General features: G+C 41.4%; 19 protein-coding genes and 1 riboswitch. Of the genes, 9 read left to right on the top strand and 10 right to left on the bottom strand.

Going from position 1 to position 19681, the window contains the following annotated elements; translation table 11 throughout:
* Positions 1-16 precede the first annotated feature (16 nt).
* Together ABD873_RS11965 and dapF are read right to left on the bottom strand one after the other, a co-directional pair.
* A complete protein-coding gene (locus ABD873_RS11965; RefSeq protein WP_345068614.1) occupies positions 17-2893 on the bottom strand; it encodes a DEAD/DEAH box helicase in 2877 nt (958 codons plus the stop codon).
* A 78-nt stretch (positions 2894-2971) separates the two neighbouring features.
* Complete coding sequence (gene dapF, locus ABD873_RS11960; protein WP_039053532.1) at positions 2972-3766, bottom strand: diaminopimelate epimerase; 795 nt, start codon at positions 3764-3766, stop codon at positions 2972-2974.
* A gap of 202 nt (positions 3767-3968) precedes the next feature.
* Between dapF and ABD873_RS11955 the strand changes: the two genes are divergently transcribed.
* From ABD873_RS11955 to ABD873_RS11935, 5 genes are all read left to right on the top strand, one after another.
* Complete coding sequence (locus ABD873_RS11955; protein ID WP_345068610.1) at positions 3969-5516, top strand: Do family serine endopeptidase; 1548 nt, start codon at positions 3969-3971, stop codon at positions 5514-5516.
* Positions 5517-5606: 90 nt separating this feature from the next.
* Positions 5607-6053, top strand: a complete 447-nt coding sequence (locus ABD873_RS11950; RefSeq protein WP_345068608.1) for a low molecular weight protein-tyrosine-phosphatase — start codon at positions 5607-5609, stop codon at positions 6051-6053.
* A gap of 67 nt (positions 6054-6120) precedes the next feature.
* Positions 6121-6468, top strand: coding sequence for a hypothetical protein (locus ABD873_RS11945; protein ID WP_039053529.1), 348 nt, complete (start codon positions 6121-6123; stop codon positions 6466-6468).
* A gap of 13 nt (positions 6469-6481) precedes the next feature.
* Positions 6482-7249: a peptidylprolyl isomerase gene (locus ABD873_RS11940; RefSeq protein ID WP_345068605.1), complete on the top strand. Its 768-nt coding sequence runs from the start codon at positions 6482-6484 to the stop codon at positions 7247-7249.
* On the top strand, positions 7250-8014 hold the full coding sequence (locus ABD873_RS11935; RefSeq protein ID WP_345068603.1) for an exodeoxyribonuclease III: 765 nt from the start codon (positions 7250-7252) through the stop codon (positions 8012-8014).
* A 33-nt stretch (positions 8015-8047) separates the two neighbouring features.
* On the opposite strand, the gene ABD873_RS11930 is transcribed toward ABD873_RS11935, so the two are convergent.
* The 6 genes from ABD873_RS11930 to ABD873_RS11905 all read right to left on the bottom strand — a co-directional run bounded on the left by ABD873_RS11930 (position 8048) and on the right by ABD873_RS11905 (position 14754).
* Positions 8048-8467 (bottom strand): 6-pyruvoyl trahydropterin synthase family protein, encoded by a 420-nt coding sequence (locus ABD873_RS11930; protein ID WP_039053526.1) that lies wholly within the window; start codon positions 8465-8467, stop codon positions 8048-8050.
* Positions 8468-8506: 39 nt separating this feature from the next.
* Positions 8507-9034, bottom strand: a complete 528-nt coding sequence (locus ABD873_RS11925) for a DUF4833 domain-containing protein (RefSeq protein WP_039053525.1) — start codon at positions 9032-9034, stop codon at positions 8507-8509.
* Positions 9035-9170: 136 nt separating this feature from the next.
* On the bottom strand, positions 9171-9347 hold the full coding sequence (locus ABD873_RS11920; RefSeq protein ID WP_197053566.1) for a hypothetical protein: 177 nt from the start codon (positions 9345-9347) through the stop codon (positions 9171-9173).
* A 151-nt stretch (positions 9348-9498) separates the two neighbouring features.
* Positions 9499-11814, bottom strand: coding sequence for a 5-methyltetrahydropteroyltriglutamate--homocysteine S-methyltransferase (metE, locus tag ABD873_RS11915; protein ID WP_345068598.1), 2316 nt, complete (start codon positions 11812-11814; stop codon positions 9499-9501).
* 68 nt (positions 11815-11882) lie between these two features.
* Positions 11883-11986, bottom strand: a riboswitch (SAM riboswitch).
* Positions 11987-12202: 216 nt separating this feature from the next.
* A complete protein-coding gene (locus tag ABD873_RS11910; RefSeq protein WP_345068596.1) occupies positions 12203-12889 on the bottom strand; it encodes a response regulator transcription factor in 687 nt (228 codons plus the stop codon).
* Positions 12890-12900: 11 nt separating this feature from the next.
* Complete coding sequence (locus ABD873_RS11905) at positions 12901-14754, bottom strand: sensor histidine kinase (RefSeq protein WP_345068594.1); 1854 nt, start codon at positions 14752-14754, stop codon at positions 12901-12903.
* Positions 14755-14872: 118 nt separating this feature from the next.
* Between ABD873_RS11905 and ABD873_RS11900 the strand changes: the two genes are divergently transcribed.
* The gene (locus ABD873_RS11900; RefSeq protein WP_345068592.1) at positions 14873-15190 is read left to right on the top strand and encodes a hypothetical protein; all 318 of its coding nucleotides are present in this window, start codon (positions 14873-14875) and stop codon (positions 15188-15190) included.
* 4 nt (positions 15191-15194) lie between these two features.
* Positions 15195-15704, top strand: a complete 510-nt coding sequence (locus tag ABD873_RS11895; RefSeq protein ID WP_345068590.1) for a thioredoxin family protein — start codon at positions 15195-15197, stop codon at positions 15702-15704.
* Positions 15705-15770: 66 nt separating this feature from the next.
* Here the strand turns inward: ABD873_RS11895 and pyk are convergent, their stop codons facing one another.
* Both pyk and ABD873_RS11885 read right to left on the bottom strand, forming a co-directional pair.
* Positions 15771-17201: a pyruvate kinase gene (gene pyk / locus ABD873_RS11890; RefSeq protein ID WP_345068588.1), complete on the bottom strand. Its 1431-nt coding sequence runs from the start codon at positions 17199-17201 to the stop codon at positions 15771-15773.
* A 128-nt stretch (positions 17202-17329) separates the two neighbouring features.
* The gene (locus ABD873_RS11885; protein WP_039054536.1) at positions 17330-17830 is read right to left on the bottom strand and encodes an IPExxxVDY family protein; all 501 of its coding nucleotides are present in this window, start codon (positions 17828-17830) and stop codon (positions 17330-17332) included.
* A gap of 265 nt (positions 17831-18095) precedes the next feature.
* Between ABD873_RS11885 and ABD873_RS11880 the strand changes: the two genes are divergently transcribed.
* A complete protein-coding gene (locus ABD873_RS11880) occupies positions 18096-18332 on the top strand; it encodes an acyl carrier protein (protein WP_039054535.1) in 237 nt (78 codons plus the stop codon).
* A gap of 28 nt (positions 18333-18360) precedes the next feature.
* Positions 18361-19614 carry a beta-ketoacyl-ACP synthase II gene (gene fabF, locus ABD873_RS11875; RefSeq protein ID WP_345068584.1) on the top strand — a complete coding sequence of 418 codons (1254 nt, stop codon included), beginning with the start codon at positions 18361-18363 and terminating at the stop codon, positions 19612-19614.
* Positions 19615-19681: the final 67 nt, after the last annotated feature.

Below are 19681 nucleotides of genomic sequence, written 5' to 3'. Positions count from 1 at the left end.
TGTTACAGCTTTTTTATTAACGTAGAAGTTCTTGAAGGTCCTCTTGGGTAAGCGATTTCACAAAAGTTTCTTCGGTAGTAATCAAAGAGGTAGCAATAGACATCTTTCTGTTTTGCAGTGCCACTATTTTTTCCTCCACGGTGTCTTTGCTGATAAACTTATAGATGAAGACGTTTCGTTTCTGCCCTATACGGTGGGAGCGGTCTATGGCCTGTTGCTCTACGGCAGGGTTCCACCATGGGTCTAAGATGAATACATAATCCGCTTCGGTGAGGTTAAGACCTACGCCTCCGGCTTTTATGGATATCAAGAAAATGCGTGTGTCGGCATCTTCTTTGAACTCTCTTACCGCTTCGGCCCGGTTTTTTGTAGCCCCATCAAGGTAAGCGTATTTGATGTTTTTTGTATCAAAATATTCTTTAAACAACTCTAGATGTTTGACAAATTGGGAGAAGATAAGCACCTTGTTTCCTTCGTCGGAGATGGAGCTCAGCATCTGTAATACGGTTTCAAACTTGCCTGATCCGTCTTTGAAGTTTTCGTCCAACATGCGAGGATGGTTGGCTAGTTGTCTAAGCTTTGTCAATCCTTGAAGCAGCGCAATCTGACTACCTTTACCGTTGACGGCACCTTCCAGTAGGGCATTGCGGTATTCGGATTTTATGGTTTCATATCGCTCGGCCTGTTTCTCCGTCATCTCACAGTAGATGATCTGCTCGGTTTTCGGAGGCAATTCCGTAGCTACCTGTGCTTTGGTTCTCCGAAGCACAAAAGGCTTAATGATTGCCTGCAGACGCTTTGCGGTCTGTTCGTCTTTTTTCTTTTCTATAGGTATGACAAATTCTTTCTGAAAGAAGGAATAGCTTCCTAACAAACCCGGATTGGTGAAATGCATCTGCGACCAGATGTCGGAAACCGAATTTTCTATGGGGGTTCCACTTAATGCCAGTTTATGGCGGCTTTTCAACGATTTTATGGATTTGAAAGATTTGGATGTAGGGTTTTTTATGTTCTGACTTTCATCCAAAATAATATAATTAAAGAAAAATTTGCTGAAGAGTTCTTCGTCGCTGCGCACAATGCCGTAGGTGGTGATCACCAAGTCGAAGTGTGTAAAGGCGTAAGCATCTTTAAAGCGGTTCGGTCCGGTATGGACGAGTAGGCGAAGTTTAGGAGCAAATTTTTCTGCTTCTTTGATCCAGTTGTAGACTAAGGAAGTAGGAAGCACAAGGAGGGATGTCTTGGCGTAGTCTGTATTTTTCAGGTCTTCCTTCTGTTTTTGGAGTAGAGCTAAAGTTTGCACGGTTTTTCCCAAACCCATATCGTCGGCAAGTACTCCTCCGAATTTGTATTCTTGCAAGAAATGAAACCAGTTGTATCCGGCTTCCTGATAAGGACGCAGACTGCCGTTAAACTCTTTTGGAGGTTCCACTCTGCTTATGGATTCGAAGTTGTTTAAGTTTTGCAGTTTACGACTCATTGTAAGCGCCGTATGTTCGGAAATTTCGTGTAGCAGTCCTATATGCGCCTTGTTGAGATGCAGTTCTTTCTTGGAGATGACAAACTGAAAAAGGTGTTCATATTGGGCGAACCACTCTTCCGGGATGATGGCTATTTCACCGTTAGGGAGGGTAAACTCCTGTATTCTGTTGAGGATGTGTTCGCGCAACTGAACGAAAGGAATCTTGTATGGCCCGAAGTTGGCGAAAGCTCTCACATCGAACCAGTCGTTGTCTTCCACCACTTCAATATCCAAGGTGGTTTTTCCTATGAAGAAGTGTTTATCTCCCGTCTCGTGTTTGATTTCAAAGCCATGGGCGAGGAGAAGGTCCTTTTTGTTGCTCAGCCATTCGAAGATGTTGTTATATTCTTTTCCGTCAGGGATGTAGCTGCCGAACAGGACATCCTGTTTCTTGAGACCTAAGCTTTCGAGAAACTGTTGTTGTTTTTCTTCCCAAGTAAGAGACCTTTTGATCCGGGTGAAGGTGTATAGGTCTTGTTTTTCGTTGTAATGAAGTTTCACCGAAATTTTATGGTCCGAATTCGGAGGAAACTGATAGGGACCGTATATGAATGAAAGCTGTAGGTGCGATTCGCCATTTTCTACATAGTTTAATGTCAACACGGGTACGGCTTCCTCTTTTATGGTCTTGATGTCGAAACCTTCGGCATACACTGAGTATTTTTCAATCAGTGAAGTTACAAAGGTTTCGTAATATTTTTTTTCTGTGGCACGTGAAACGCTGATGTATCTTTTGTTAAGGAAAGGGGTCAGCTTTTTGCCCTCCAATGGTTGATCGAAATGATACAGCACATTGTCTAGCAGCAGCCAAGCTTGTGTGTTGATGATGACTTCCGCATTGCGATACATGAATTCCATGCGGTGGCCGTTGTATTTTAATGTAGGAAAATAGCGGGTTTCCGTTTCGTTTCTTCTGAAATGAAAAAGGATGGAGGTAGACTGTTCCGCGATTTTGAGCTTTTTGTCGGCCGGATAGCCATCTTTCTTGCTCATAAGATAGAGAGGCTTGTCGCCTATAAGTTCCAAAACTTTAAGCAGTTTTTGTTCCAGCTTAGGGCGTATAAAATCGTATATTTTGGAGTCGAAAATCTTTCCGAAATAGTCGATAGGGCGTACAGCTTTTTTATGGTATTTTTTGATGACGTTGCTTTGTTCAAGGTCGTCAAGAAGCTTTATGATTTTGTAATCCGTCTCATCCAATACGTTGGCAAATTCTTCTACCGTGTTGCTGAAAACGCGCTTATACGACAAAGACAGGCTTCCGTTGGGGTTGAGTTGCACAATATGGGGCTCCATGAGGTAACCCAGATAAGGGTGTTCTCCAATCGAATAGATGAGTTTATAAGGAAGCTTAGTGTCTATTTGTTGCATGAATTTCTTCTATGGTTCATCAAAAAGACATCTAATATAAGGGGAATAGTTTATTTGCGGAAATTATCCGGGATATTCTTAAAGATTAGCTTCATCAATCTCTCCAGCGAAGACGAACTTTGCGGGTCCTTTGAGGAATACGTCTGTAAAAGCCTTATCCTTTTTGTGGAAAGATATGTAAAGCTGTCCTCCCAGCACACGGATAGGGATGTTGATGTCGCCTTCCATATTGTGGTGAAGGGCTACCGTCATAGCTGCGGCGGTGGCTCCCGTACCGCAAGCGAATGTTTCGTCTTCCACACCTCGTTCGTAGGTACGAAGGAAGTAGCCGTTATTTTCTTTTTCTATGAAGTTTACGTTTATGCCTTTGTCACCATAGGCTCCACTATAACGAATTTTTTTGCCTTCTTGGAATACGTCATAATCCGCCAGCCCTTTGATAAACTGCACATAATGAGGAGAGCCGGTGTTAAGAATATATGCCTCTCCGTCTTTGCGGAAATCGTGCACTTCAATCATTCCTAAGGTCACTTGATTGCCGTCAATAGAGGCTTGATGGGGACCGTCTACTGCCAAAAAGTCAGTTGTGGAGCTTATAATTCCCAAGTCGCGGGCAAAGGCGACAATACATCTTCCTCCATTACCACACATGGTTCCTTCCGCACCATCGGCATTGTAATATACCATCTCAAAATCATAATTTTCCGCCTGCTGCAGGAGCATCAACCCATCCGCACCGATACCAAAGCGCCTGTCACAAAGTTTTTTTACTAATTGTTCGTTTTTTCTGTCAAAAGAAGCATTTCTATTATCGATTAAGATAAAATCATTGCCGGCCCCTTGGTATTTGTAGAATGGAATTTTTTTGTGCATATACTTGAAAATTAAGCTCAAAATTAATATTCTTGTTACAATCGAGCAGATATCTGTTAAATGTTGTTAAAACCTAGCCTAAGCCTGTTTTTCTTAACAAAATTTAACTGACATTATTTTGTCTCGACTTGGATATGGTATTACATTTGAATAAGAAATGTAAACATATATACAAAAATAAGATTAATACAGCATAAGTAATATGAAGAATTTAGGGAAGAATCTTGGAGTTAATTTATTAACAGCAGTTTTGGGAGGTGCTGTAGCTGTAGGGGGATATAAATTGTTTGAAAACAAACAATTACAAAATATGACGTTTGAGGATCAACAGAAAGTTTATTATGCCAATAATCCTGGAGAACTGTTGTCCTCAACCGGTAATCCTGATTTTACGCAGGCTGCAGCAGCGGTTTCACCAGCTGTAGTGCATATCAAGGTGACCATGAGTGGTAGAGGCTCCAGACAGGAGGAGTATGGTTCTCCTTTTGATCTGTTCGATGAGTTTTTCGGTTTGCCGCAACGTCGTCAGGCTCAACCTCGTGTAGCGCAGGCTTCTGGCTCGGGAGTTATTCTTACTCCTGACGGATATATTGTCACCAACAACCATGTTGTTGAAAATGCCGATAAGATTGAGGTGCAGCTAACTGATAAACGTACGTTTGAAGCCAAGATCATAGGGCGTGATCCGAGTACGGATTTGGCACTTATCAAAGTCAGTGCTTCCAACCTACCTATTGTGAAGATGGGGGACTCGGACAATGTGCAGATCGGCGAGTGGGTATTGGCTGTGGGATATCCTTTGAGTCTTCAATCTACAGTGACAGCAGGTATTGTAAGTGCTAAAGGACGTCAGATCGGTATTCTTGGAGATGCTCAGCAACGCCGCTATTCCAATCCAGATGAGCAGATGGTCAATACAGCTATTGAGTCCTTTATTCAGACCGATGCTGTGATTAACAGAGGTAATAGTGGTGGTGCATTGGTAAATGCTCGAGGAGAGTTGATAGGGATTAACTCGGCTATCGCTTCTCCTACAGGGGTTTATGCTGGATATGGATTCGCTATTCCAATCAACCTGGCGAAGAAAGTGTTGGATGATTTCAAGAAGTACGGTAGTGTAAAACGCGGCTACATTGGTATTACGTTTACAGAAATTAATGAGGCTCTTCGTAAAGAGACAGGTATCGACGATATTAATGGTCTATATGTTCAGAGCGTGGTGAAGGGAGGTGCTGCGGAAGCTGCAGGTATCAAGAAAGGCGATGTCATTACGAAGATTGATGGTAAGAAAATTTATTCTTCGTCAGACTTGCAAGAACGTGTAGCGAGATTACGTCCGGGTGATAAAGTGACCATTACATACAAACGTGATGGCAAAGAGAAAGATGTTACTTTGACATTAAAATCGCAAGACGATGTCAAATCCTTAGGAGGTGATGAAGGACCAAGTGCAAGTGCAACCGAAATATTCAATAAATTGGGTGCAAGCTTCATTCCTGCGTCAGATGCACGTAAGAAAGAGCTAGGGGTGAACTCCGGAGTAGTTGTGACTGAAATTCATAGAGGAGGAATCTTCGAATATTTCGGTATCGAGAAAGGTTTGGTAATCACCGAGATAAACGGCAAACCAGTGAACAATGTGGACGATATTGAAGCTGCGTTAGCCAATACCAAACGTAATATCGTTCGTATCAAAGGAGTTCCTCAACGTGGAAGTACGGTAGAACTGAATATTCCTTTGAAATATTAATATCGAATTGATTGGCAACAAATAAATAAAACGGCTTTCTTTAGAAAGCCGTTTTTTGTTATTACGTAATTAAATAAGCATTTTTGTCGTATGAAGATATTGATGGTATGTCTTGGTAATATCTGTCGTTCGCCTTTGGCGCATGGCATCTTAGCACATTATGCAGCACAACACAATCTAAACTGGCAGGTAGAGTCCGCTGGAACAGGCAACTGGCATGTGGGGGAAGCTCCCGACAGACGTAGTATCGCAGTAGCTCGTAAATATGGCGTAGACATCTCGCAGCAGCGGGCACGACATTTCAGACCGGATTTCTTTGACCGCTACGATCGCATATTTGTAATGGATAGACAGAATTACAAGGATGTGGTACGTCTTGCCCAACATCCGGATCATATTCAGAAAGTGTCTCTTTTCCTGGAGGATGATATCGTACCCGATCCTTATTATGATGACACTTTATTTGAGCCGGTATATAAGATGATTGAAAGAAGATGTAAGGAGCTGATTCAGGAGCTGACTTCTGTCAAGGTGTAGTCAGTATTCGCTCCATAGCGTCGGAAAGCAAATAAATTTACCTATTTTGTGTCGGGAAAAACAATATATGAAAGCAGAAGAAGTAAATCAAAAATGGAATGAGCTTAGGGAAGTCATCGCAACAAATTTTGAGATGGAGCTTCCCGACATTAAGGTCATGTTATTTTTGATAGGTGTTCAAGAACTAGGAAAAGGTCCCCGACAGTTTTCCAAACGTGAAAAAGAAGAGTTGATGCATATAGCCACCTGCAGACTGTTCTCTTCTTTAGGATTTTATGAGCTGAAAGGTTTGGATGAGGAGGGCTGGCCACATTGGCAGCTCGTGAAGCCTATTCCCAACTATACGCTGTTGGAGCAAGAGATGCTCATCAAATCTTTGATTATAGACTATTTCCAGGAATTGAACTATATTTAGTAAAAGACATTTTATGAAAAGGATTTTAGCAACCCTAATATTCGGTGTGCTTTTCTTGTGTTCGTATGCACAGAAGCCTCAATATTATTATGTGGAGATAAAAACCAATAAGGGCGTTATTACGGCAAAGTTGTATAACGAAACACCAAAACATAGAGACAATTTCAAGAAGCTTGTAAGCGAATATTATTACGACGGCATCTTGTTTCATCGTGTGATTAACAATTTTGTAATACAGGGCGGCGATCCGGAGTCGAAGAAGCCTACGACAACAAGTCTGACGGTATTAGGTAGCGGTGGGCCGGACTACCGCATTCCTGCAGAAATTCAGGAAGGTTTGATCCACAAGAAGGGAGCCTTGGGAGCTGCGCGGGACAATAACCCTGCTAAAGCGTCTTCGGGCTCTCAATTCTATATTGTGCAGGGGCGTAAGTTTACGGAAGCAGGGCTAGATTCGTTGGAAACGTTTCGTATGGGCGGGAAGAAGTTTTCCTCTCAACAACGGGAAGCCTATACTAAGGTTGGTGGTACGCCCCACTTAGACGGAAACTACACGGTATTTGGCGAGGTCATCCTGGGGCTGGATGTGGTAGATAGTATTGCTGTCGTAAGGACGGACAAAAATGATAGACCTATCACCAATGAGCCTATGTTTATCAGGTTGCTCACACGCCGTGAAGCTATTAATTTAGAACGTCAGATGGCAGGTTTACCTCCCAAGAACGGCTTCTTTACGCGATTGTTTGATTCTTTTAAATCCAAAGACTATAAGCTCCCATAGATGAAGATTATCACCTACAATGTAAATGGAATCAGGGCCGCACTGAAGAAGGATTGGTTAGGATGGTTGAAATCAGTAAATCCTGATGTTGTCTGTCTTCAGGAAATCAAAGCTACCCCTGATCAGGTGCCTGAAATACTGTATTTGGAGCAGTTGGGTTACGAGCACTATTGGTATCCAGCGCAGAAAAAAGGGTATAGTGGTACCGCCATTTTTACGAAAATCACGCCTAAGCACGTAGAGTACGGTTGTGGTCATGAAGATTATGACTTTGAGGGGAGGATTATTCGTGCAGATTTCGACGATGTGTCGGTAATGAGTACCTATTTTCCTTCTGGTACTACAGGTGATGTGCGTCAGGATTTTAAGTATCGTTTTTTGGATGACTTTCATCAGTATGCACATAAGGTGATGAGTGAGCATCCCAACTTGGTTATCAGCGGAGATTATAATATCTGTCATCGTCCTATTGACATCCATAATCCCAAGTCCAATGCTAACACTTCAGGGTTCCTTCCTGAGGAAAGGGAATGGATGGAAAACTTTATCAATTCAGGCTTTATAGATACGTTTAGAGCTTTAAATCCTGAACCTCATAACTACACATGGTGGAGTTACCGTGCTGGAGCTCGTGCTAAGAACTTAGGGTGGCGTATCGATTACAATATGGCTTCTACGAGTTTGGCTGACCGTATTAAGGATGCTAAAATATTGAAAGAGGCTATTCATTCGGACCATTGTCCAGTGCTACTAGAGCTTGCTTAGATATAAAAAAGAGAAATCATCGATTTCTCTTTTTTATATCGTATAAGTGGCGGAACATTTTTGGGTTTCTTCGACTTTGCAGCGTATCAGTCTGCATGCCGTATCTTTAAGTTGTTGCGGACCTATTACCTCCACCAAATATTTAGCAATATTTTCTGCTGTAGGATTATACGGAACGATAACAAGGCTTTCGTCGGCGATCTTTTGCAGGTCTTTAAGGAGTGGGTCTTCTTGCCAGATTAGAAATTTATGATCGTAATGTTCTTCCAGCCACATACACAATTTCTCCTTGATGACTGAGAAATCAATGACCCTTCCAACTGTGTCGAGACTTTCTGCTTGAATTTCAAAATGGATGCGGTAGTTGTGGCCATGAAGAAATCTGCATTTGCCTTCATGTCCTACTACACGGTGACCACATGAAATATCGTGATATCGCTCTGCCGTAATCATAAGGCAAATATAGTGTTTATTTGTTATTTGGGATACGCTTTAATGGGAAGGATAAAGTTTTGCTTTTACAGGTTTCCCATTTTTATCAAGCCCATGAAAAAGGATGTAATCTGCCTTCACATTTAATCCGGAGGTGCCGTCTTTCAATTTGATGAAAAGGTGCTTGACATGCATATATTGGCCGTTAATGGTGCCTTCCACGTAAGGATGATGGTTTTTGTCCATACGTAGATACAGTTTTTGGCCCGGATAGGAAACTAGTTCCACCTCGTAGTAGTTATGTCCTAGCTTTTCCGTCTTGACTCCGTAGGCATATTTGCGTTGGATGTTTGTTATGGGTTTAACTTCTCCATTGAGATCGAAAAGCTGTCTACATACTTTGATGGGTTCTTTTTCATTAAGATCCTTGGAAGCCGTATAATTTGCTTGGTAAATAAAGGTGTTTTTTCCTCTGCTGTGCTGAATATAAAACAGTACGTCCTTTACGGTGGGGGTCGGATATCCTTCTTGGGCTAATACCGATACGGCATTTACAATAAACAGGAGTACGATAATTGTCTTCTTCATAAACTTTCAAATGTAGAATTAATATAACAACATTTGAACCTGAGTACAACAAAAAATGCTGTTGTTCTGTCTATGAAGAAGAAAATAACGTGCCGATTGCAATAAAATGGTAAAAATGGCAGATGTGAGGGGCGTGTTATCGTCTGTTGCCACCCATCAATTTCACGAAGATCCATATCAGGAGGGCTATGACGGCGACCACCATGATAATGCCGGTCCATACACCCGCTTTGAATATGCCGCCAATCACTTCGCAGCTGCTAAGTAGTAAGGTCGTCAGTGCTGCTATAGATAGTAAATGTGTTCTTCTCATAACCTTATTTTAGATATATAACAACAGAACAACCTTACTTGTTCGCGGTATTGCAAATTTTGGATAGTGGAGATCTGGTTGGACAATAAAAAACCGCCCTCAGAAGAAGGAGGGCGGTATCTGTTATTTAATAATACTACTTTCGTGTATACTAGGCTTCAGCTCTTAATATCTTAGCGGCTTTAACCATGTTTTCTAATGCTGCTTTAGTTTCTGGCCAAGCACGTGTTTTCAGACCACAGTCAGGGTTTACCCATAGCTGTTCTGCAGGAACAACCTCTTTTGCTTTGCGCAATAGGTCTACCATCTCTTCTACGCTAGGTACACGAGGAGAGTGGATGTCATAAACTCCAGGACCTATATCGTTAGGGTATTTGAATTCGCCGGCAAAAGCATCCAACAATTCCATTTGGGAGCGTGATGTTTCGATAGTGATGACGTCGGCATCCATCGCTGCGATATCACGGATAATGTCGTTGAATTCTGAGTAACACATATGGGTGTGTATCTGCGTGTCATCAGCCACATTGGATGAAGATACGCGGAAAGCACGAACAGCCCAGTTGAGGTATTCCTGTTGGTCAGCTTTACGTAAAGGTAACCCTTCACGGATGGCAGGCTCGTCAATTTGGATGATTTTGATACCTGCTTTTTCCAACGCTTGAACTTCATCCAATATCGCTAGTGCGATTTGGTAAGTTGTTGTGGAACGAGGTTGATCGTTACGTACAAAAGACCACTGTAAGATGGTTACGGGACCTGTCAACATACCTTTTACCGGACGGTCGGTCAACGATTGAGCGTATGAAGACCAGCGAACAGTCATGTCTGCAGGGCGGTAGACGTCACCATAGATAATTGGAGGTTTCACACAACGAGAACCGTAAGATTGAACCCATCCGTATTGTGTGAAGGCGTAGCCTGCCAACTGCTCACCGAAGTATTCCACCATGTCGTTACGCTCGAACTCTCCGTGTACCAACACATCGATGTCCAATTGTTCTTGAAGACGGATAACGTTTTCGGTTTCTTCAGCGATAGCCTTGTCGTACTCTTCTTGAGTGATTACCCCTTTTTTAAGGTCGGCGCGCCATTTACGTACATCTTTAGTCTGCGGGAACGAACCGATAGTGGTGGTAGGGAATTTCGGAAGGCCGAATTTCTCTTGTTGAAGAGCTTTACGTACGGCAAATGGTGAAGTACGTTTTGCGTCGTCGTCCGTAATATTGTTAACTCTGTTCTTAACTTCAGGTTTGTGAATCAACGGCGATGTGCGACGGCTTTCTGCAGCAGCTTTGTTTGCTTCGAAGTTTTCCTCAGTTTTAGCGTCTACTTCACCTTCAGCTAATACAGCTAAGTCTTTCACTTCTGCTAGCTTTTGTTTGGCGAAAGCTAACCAGTTTTTTACTTCAGCAGGTAGTGTTTCTTCTTTTTTCTCGCTATCCAAGTCGTATGGTACATGTAGCAGGGAAGAAGATGTACCTACCCATACTCTATCTTTACCTAAAGTATCGACAGCTTGTTTTATCTTGTTTAACGATTTTTCGTAGTCGTTTTTCCAGATGTTACGTCCTTCCACGATACCCAATGACAGCGTTAAAGTAGAAGGAACTTTTGGCAACAAGGTATCCAATTGGTTTTCACCGCGTACCAAATCCACGTGTAATGCATGGACAGGAAGGTTTACGGCGATATCCTCATTGTCTCTTAGTGCTTCGAAGTAGGTGGTAGCAATCAATTTAGCTCCTTTGGCGGCGGTGTTCAGCTTTTTGAAAACCTCAGGATATAAAGCTTTAACTTTTTCCGAAAGATCCAAAGCCAAATAAGGTTCGTCAATTTGGATATACTGCGCTCCTGCATCGGCCAATTTACCAAGAATTTCTTCATAAACAGGCAACAATCTGTCGATAAGGTCGATACGGTCGAAGCCAGCTTCTTTCTCTTTTCCTAACAACAAGAAGGTGATAGGACCAATGATTACAGGTTTAGTTTCAATGCCTAAGGCTTTAGCTTCGTTATATTCGTTTAAGAACTTTTGGGAGCTTAATTTGAATGTTTGGTCTTTGGTAAATTCAGGAACAATATAGTGATAGTTGGTGTCAAACCATTTGGTCATTTCCGAGGCGGTAACGTCAATTCCATTTTCTTGGAAACCGCGGGCTATAGCAAAGTAAAGGTCCAAGCTATAGTTGCTGTCCAGCTTATCCAACAAAGAGTTGTAACGCGCCGGAATAGCACCAACAGTAAGAGATAGGTCTAAAACCTGATCGTAGAAAGAGAAATCATTGGAAGGAATTAAATCTATACCTGCTTCTTTTTGAGTTCTCCAATTGTTTTCACGTATAGATTTAGCTACTTGTTGTAATTCCTCTGCATTGATTTTTTTTGCCCAATAAGCTTCATTAGCCTTTTTCAATTCACGGAAAGGGCCTACACGTGGGTAGCCTAAATTGTTTGTTAGTAACATAAAATTGTTGAAATTAAATTGTTTCTTAAATCCTTTGCTAAGAGAAGGCCACTCGGAATAGTGAACTCAGCTTATCTTTCCCATCATTAGTAGGGTAGAATGTAGCACCTTGTCAAGAGACAGGTTGCTAAGGCTTCTTCGGGTCTAGTCCCTCAGCCTTTCTCTATAAGCGTGGCTAAAATAGATATTTTTCTAAGAGTTTCAAAATTTTTTTCCTAAGAGGAATATTTTGTTTTACTGAAATTTATGAAAATCAATAAACTATATATATCGTCCAAAGATGAATATTCGTTGTGTCCGTGATTTGAGAAATTAATAAATTAATATTCTATAAAATAAAGGCCTGAAACATATGTTTCAGGCCTTTATTTTATGAAATAAATTTTAATTAGCTTACCAATAATTTGTATCCTCTTCCGTGCACGTTGACGATTTCGACGTTTGGATCCTGTTTCAGGTATTTACGTAACTTGCTGAGGAAAACGTCCATACTTCTTCCGGTGAAGTAGTTGTCATCGTGCCATATTTTTTTAAGTGCTTCTTCGCGTGTGAGTACGTCGTTTTTTTTCAGACATAATAAACGAAGGAGCTCAGCTTCTTTGGTAGACAACTTTTGTTGCTGGCCTTTGTAAGTGATAACCTGGCTGGTATAATCGAAGAAGTAGTCTCCAATTTCGAATTTGTCGGCCAGCTCTTCCTCTTTGTCTTTAGAAGCTCTTTTCAGCAAGGCGTTGATGCGAAGTAGCAGTTCTTCCACACGGAAAGGCTTGGTGATATAATCGTCACCACCAAGTTCAAATGCTTCGGTCTTATCTTCCATCATACTTTTTGCCGTAGCGAAAATAATTGGAATGTTTTCATTTACCTTGCGGATTTCTTTGCCTAGCGTGAATCCATCTTTTTTGGGCATCATCACATCAAAGATGCATAAATCGAACTCCTCCTTACGGAAAGCTTCCAAGGCTTGATCGCCGTCTTCGACGAGGACAACCTCAAACTTTCCTTTTAGTTCTAAGTAATCTTTCAGCAATTCTCCTAGGTTAGGATCATCTTCTGCTAATAATATCTTTTGCATAACTTTCTTCTTTATTCTAGATTTTTAAGGCTTTTTTTCAAAGGCATACTGATTTCGAATGTCGTGCCTTTATCCTTTTCGCTTTTTACTGTAATCTTGCCGTCGAGCCGTTTTATGATGTCATGAACATAACTCAATCCTAAGCCGAAACCTTTTACGTTATGTACGTTTCCCGTAGGTATTCTGTAAAATTGGTCAAAGATTTTTTCCTGTTGATCTTTTGTCATTCCCATTCCCTTGTCCGATACGGCTACAACAATCTTGCCGTTTGTGTTGTATGTCTTAACCGTAATGTCAGGGTTGTTCGGGCTATATTTAATAGCGTTGTCAACTAAGTTAAACATTACGTTGGACAGATGCAATTCGTCGCCAATCACCAAATCATCGGTTGCATTAAGCTCTTTGTGTAGTGTTCCCTTAGCTTTGTTGAGCTGTAAGGTCATACTTTCCAACACGTCATCGATGACGTTGTTGAGATGCACGTCAGTACGTTCTATTTTAAGGTTTTCTTTCTCGAGTTTAGCGATATTCAATACGCGTTCGATATGGTTGCCTAGGCGTACATTTTCGTCGTAGATGATATTTGCCAACTTGTTGACGCGCTTAGCGTCAGACGATATCTCTGGATCGCGCAGGGATTCGCTGGCAATCATGATTGTCGCTACCGGTGTCTTGAACTCATGCGTCATGTTGTTGATGAAGTCCGTCTTCATCTCGGAGATTTTCTTCTGACGGAAGATAATACGCAGCGTGTAGGCAAAACAACCGACGAGCAAGGCTAGAAGAGCTAAAGTAGGTAACAGCAGATAGCTGATATTTTTGGCAATGATATTCCGTTTGTTGGGAAAATAAATGGACAGTCTTCCTTTTGAGTTAGTGCGGTCACCTTTAAACAGTTCGGTGGTGTAGCGTGTAAGCTTTTCCGGATGTTTTAAGGTGCTAGGGTCCGAAGTTTGATAAATAAGGCGATGGTTGTCCCTAACTTCTATGTTGAAGGGGGAGTGTATTTCACGTGAGGAGAGTTCCTGTTGTATAAGTTGCCGCAAATGTTTGGTATTAATCCGGTGTTCGAGAGGTCTATTGGCCAGCTGCACACCGATGGCCACATCTTCTACGAGGTTGGCCTTCTTTCCACTAAGCACTGCTACGGTGTCAAAGAGGGTAGTGGCGTTGGATTCTGCAAGTAGCTCTTGGTTGATGTTGTCCAGCTCCATGAGCAGCTTGTTGATTTTTTGTGTGATTTTCACATCCTCCTTAGGTGGAAGAGTTGCAATGCGATACCACGTGATAAGTCCCGTAAGGTCGAAGTCCGATATCACGTAACGTACGGAGTCATCCTTTGCTGGTACGCGGGGTACGGCACGACTGGCACTTACCACCACATAGGTGTTGGCAAGCATGGTGCCGACGATAGGTTCCTGTTCGATACGTATCTGTATGTATTTGCGATTTTGGGGTATGTTGAAATAGGTTTCGTAAAACCAGTTTTCTATGGGTGTGACGTTAGGGTAGCGTGACTTGAGATCTTCATCGGCATCCTTAAACTTTTGGTAGGTAGCATGCTGTTTCAGCCGCAGTTGGTCTATCTGCTGTTGGATCTTGACCTGCTGCGCCAATTTTTGTTGCTTCTTCTGTTCGGCTATGTATTTTTCTTGATTGACTTTGGATTGGGTTTTGGCAAAATCCAAAACTTCCAACTTTTCAATTTCTGAAGCTACTTTCGCTAGAGAGGTGTTTACCTTTTCGTCAAACAACTGTGACTCTTGGATATAGGCTTCGCGGATAAAATAATATTGCATGGCCATTACTCCCAAGAGAGCAAAGGTCATCAGAAAGATGATCAGCGAAATACTTTTTTTCTTCATTTATACAAAAATAACCAATGCCAGCCTCTTAATTGTCTCATTTAACAGATTTTAACTTGTGAAGGAGACCTTGTTTTGTGTAAATTTATTTAATCAATGAACTTTAATTGAGGTCTTTATGAAGGCATATGTAATACTTTTTGTTTTTTGTGGTCTTTCAATAAATATAATAAAGGCTCAGAACATTTCCGAGAAATTCAACGATATAAAGGGTTTTGTATTGCCGGATTCGTTGGTGCAGGGGATTAAAAAGACTTATGATATTAGCATTGCCATTCCTAATGGATATATTGCTCAACCATATCATTACACTATGCCTATCAAGAAGTTGAGTGGTTGCGGACTAGCTCCCATGCCGGGAACAGAACATTTAGATAGGTTCGAAAATTTGAAATTAGCCCTTCGAAAAAGGAAAGAAAATACGATTAGAAAATAGAATTATGAAAAAATACCTGTTGTTTTTTTTCGTGCTGGTGCTTGTGTCCAATGTTGCTTTAGGACAGACCGCCGATCAACTTTTAGTTAAAGCAAAGTCTGAAGCAAAAGCCGATGGCAAGAACATTTTGTTGATTTTTCATGCTTCTTGGTGCGGATGGTGCAAGAAGTTTGAGAAAGGGCTGGACTCTTCCTTAGTCAAACCTTTTTTTGATGATAATTATGTGCATGTACATTTCACGGTTAAGGAGTCGGCGCAAAACAAAGATTTGGAAACTTTAGGAGGAGACAAGTATTTAAAACAATTTGGGGGAGCCGACAGTGGTCTTCCGTATTGGGTGATACTGAATGATGAAGGAGAATTAATTGCTTCTTCAGTGGTGGAAGGTGAAAATCTCGGGTGTCCTGCTTCAGAGGAAGAGGTGGACGCTTTTATTGGTGTTTTGAAGAAAACAACAAAAAATGCTTCCGTTAATGAGCGTCTTATCAAGGAAGTTTTTGTAATAAAAAAATAGATGACCTATATAATGAAGGTATAAGGTAAAAAGAAAGGCGAGATTTCTCTCGCCTTGTTGTTACTGTTATTGTAAAACTGTGACTCTTATCGTATTTGTTTTTCCTTTGTGGTGCAGAGGGGTAGAGGCTGTGTTGATGACAATTTCTCCCGGCTCTACCAAGTGGTTTTCTTTCAATAAGCCGTTCACATCTTGGATTGTTCCTTCAGCGTCTTCATACTTTTTGTAGATGAAAGAACGTACGCCCCACACTAAACTCAATTGGTTCAACAACTTTTGGTTGCCGGTGAACACAAAGATGTTAGCATTCGGACGGTAGCTGGAGATTTCGAAGGCTGTGTATCCCGAAGCAGTCATTACTGCGATAGCGGATGCTTTGGTTTTCTCTGCCAAGAAGATGGAAGATCCACAGATGGCGTCCGAAAGAAAAGTTTCTTCTGTAGAGGAATCCTCTTTTGCGATATAATAAGGGTATGATGTCGATTCGATATGGGTAATGACTTTGGTCATCGTTTCGATAACGATCTCAGGGAATTCACCTACTGAGGTTTCGCCGCTCAACATTACGGCGTCGGCACCGTCCAATACCGAGTTAGCTACGTCGTTGATCTCAGCGCGAGTAGGGCGAGGTGTTGTAATCATGCTTTCCAACATTTGTGTAGCGATGATTACCGGCTTAGACTGGTTGCGACATTTTTGCACGATTATTTTCTGTAAGCCGGGAACTTCTTCCATAGGAAGCTCTACTCCTAAGTCTCCACGAGCTACCATGACAGCGTCTGTTGCTGCGATGATGGCGTCGATATTTTCTATAGCTTCCGGCTTTTCGATTTTTGCTATGACTTTAGCGTGGCTGCCTTTAGCTGCTATGATTTCTTTACATTGTTTGATGTCTTCTGCCGAGCGGACGAAAGACATGGCAATCCAATCAGCACCATGTTCTAACGCAAAGTTAAGATTGTCCAAATCTTCTTCTGTCAAGGAAGGGATGGATACTTTGGTATTAGGGAGGTTTACCCCTTTTCGGGAGGTAAGGATACCGCCATGCACCACTTCACATGTTACGGTGTCTTTATGGTTGGTTGCCAGTACGCGAAGTTGAATTTTTCCGTCGTCGAGTAGGATGATTTCGTTTTCTTTGACGTCGTTAGGGAAGTTTTCGTAGGTGATGTATATTTTGTTTTCGTCTCCGATAAGCTCGTGCGTAGTCATTTCTATTTTAGCACCATTTACTAGGATGGCTCCTCCTTCCTTCATTTTGCCGATTCGGATTTTAGGGCCTTGTAGGTCGGCTAGGATAGCTACGTTGAAGGAATGTTCGGCATTGATTTCTTTTATGGTGTTGATTACTTTAAGATGATCTTCTTGCGAGCCGTGTGAGAAGTTAAGTCTACAAACATCCACACCTTTGGCGATCATTCGAGTTAATACATCTTTCTGTGAGGAGGCAGGACCTAGTGTTGCTACTATTTTCGTTTTTTTCTGAACTTTCTTCATCTGAGTAATTTCTTAAAATATTTAAACAAACTTCCCCTTATCGGATTGTGGATGATAAGGAACCATTTAGGTTAGTGATTGACTACTTATCAAACAAGGTGTAAAATGTACACTTTGCAAATAATCCGCTAAAATATTAGATTTTCTTTAGATTTCAATGAAGTTGGGTCAATTTCTTTTACCAATAGGATGTCATTGATGGCTTTTAGGTTGCTGATAAGCTTTTCGAGATCTTCCGGATCTATGTAATGTTTAATCAACATGAAGTAGTCAAAATTGGCTACTTCCGGTATTAGAACGCCATTTTCCAAGCTTTTATTGTTGATAAGGTAATATTCATAGTCGAAATTATCGGCACAATAGCGGTATACCGGAAAATGGTGGATAACTTCTTTCTTGCTTTTCGTGCGTTCGACGATGATATGATAGTCCAGCTCATCTGTGGACTTGGTCTTCGGCCTTCCCGTGTGATCGATATGGGATTCTTTGCCGAACTGTAGCTGAAGTCCGGTGTTTTTGTTTATAAAATGACAAAGTCTATAATCGCGCAGAGAAGAGCTGATGCCAATAAGGTTGAAATCTAGCTCTAAATCAAAGTCGAGATCTAGTTTGAAAGTTACTTTGTTCAAAATCGTAGTCAATATTTATTACGAAAATACAATTTATTCGCTTTAAAGAGGAATTTATGGGAGGTAAAAATCAAATTTTTCTTGTAAATCCATGTACGAATTAGTATTATTGAATAAGAATATTCTTATGCTAGTGAATGCATTTTATAGTGTTTGAAAACATTTTAAGTGGTTTATTTTTAAACCTAAATATCAAAAAGGTTTGATATTTGAGTAAATTTATTTTTCTTTGCACAGATTTATTAAACAATTAAACTATACAATCATGTCAGATATCGCATCAAGAGTAAAAGCAATTATCGTTGAAAAGTTAGGTGTAGATGAGAATGAAGTAACACCTGAAGCTTCTTTCACGAATGATTTAGGTGCAGACTCACTTGATACAGTTGAGTTGATCATGGAATTTGAAAAAGAGTTTAACGTTGCAATTCCAGATGACCAAGCTGAAAACATCAGCACAGTTGGTGAGGCAATAGCTTATTTAGAAAAAAACGTTAACTAAACTAATTTTATTAGGCCAAACATAATAAATGGAGCTTAAGAGAGTAGTTGTAACAGGATTAGGCGCACTTACACCAATTGGTAATACGGTTTCGGAATATTGGGAGTCGTTGGTCAATGGTGTAAGTGGGGCCGCTCCTATTACGCATTTTGATGCGTCTAAATTCAAAACACAATTCGCTTGTGAGGTGAAGAACTTCGATCCGCACGACTTTATGGATCGCAAGGAAGCCCGCAAGGTAGATCCATTTGTTCATTACGCTATTGCTTCTACTGACGAGGCTGTAAAGGATGCTGGGTTAGAATTTGACAAATTAGACAGAAATCGTATAGGTGTCATTTGGGGTTCGGGTATTGGAGGTTTGACTACTTTCACTGATGAGGTAGCTTCTTTTGCCAAAGGTGATGGTACTCCTCGTTTCAATCCGTTCTTCATTCCGAAGATGCTTGTAGATATTGCACCTGGACACATTTCTATGCGTCATGGATTGCGTGGGCCTAACTTCTCTGCTGTTTCGGCGTGTGCTTCTTCCACTAATGCGATGATTGATGCGTTTAACTATATCCGTATGGGTAAGGCTGACATCATCATCACAGGAGGTTCGGAAGCTACGATCAACGAGGCAGGAATCGGGGGGTTCAACGCTATGCATGCGCTTTCAACACGTAATGATGATCCAAAGACCGCCTCGCGTCCTTTTGATAAGGACCGTGACGGATTCGTGTCAGGTGAAGGGTCGGGCGCCATTATTTTGGAGAGCCTTGACCACGCTTTGGCACGTGGTGCTAAGATCTATGCTGAGATCATCGGTGGTGGTATGAGTGCTGATGCGCATCATATTACAGCATCGCATCCGGAAGGCTTAGGAGCTAAGCTGGCTATGACTATGGCTGTCAAAGACGCCGGATTGGATTTCTCGGATATAGACTACATTAACGTGCATGGTACATCTACTCCGGTAGGTGATATCAGTGAAACTAAGGCTATTGTCGATTTATTCGGCGAGCACGCTTATAAATTGAACATTAGCTCAACAAAATCAATGACAGGTCACTTGTTAGGTGCTGCAGGCGCTGTAGAAGCTATAGCATCTATCTTAGCTGTAAAAAATGATATTGTACCTCCTACAATCAATCACTTTACAGATGACCCTGAAATTGACAATAGGTTGAATTTTACATTCAATACAGCTCAGAAACGTGTTGTGAATGCTGCCTTAAGCAATACATTCGGCTTTGGTGGTCATAATGCAACCGTAATCTTCAAGAAATACGTTGGGTAGTATTGGAATGATATAAGAAACAAAATAGGTAGTTTATGACATATAAACTACCTATTTGTTCTTAATT

It is taken from the genome of Sphingobacterium thermophilum, from assembly GCF_039541675.1.
Taxonomy (GTDB): domain Bacteria; phylum Bacteroidota; class Bacteroidia; order Sphingobacteriales; family Sphingobacteriaceae; genus Sphingobacterium; species Sphingobacterium thermophilum.
This window is presented reverse-complemented; position numbering and strand designations above follow the sequence as displayed.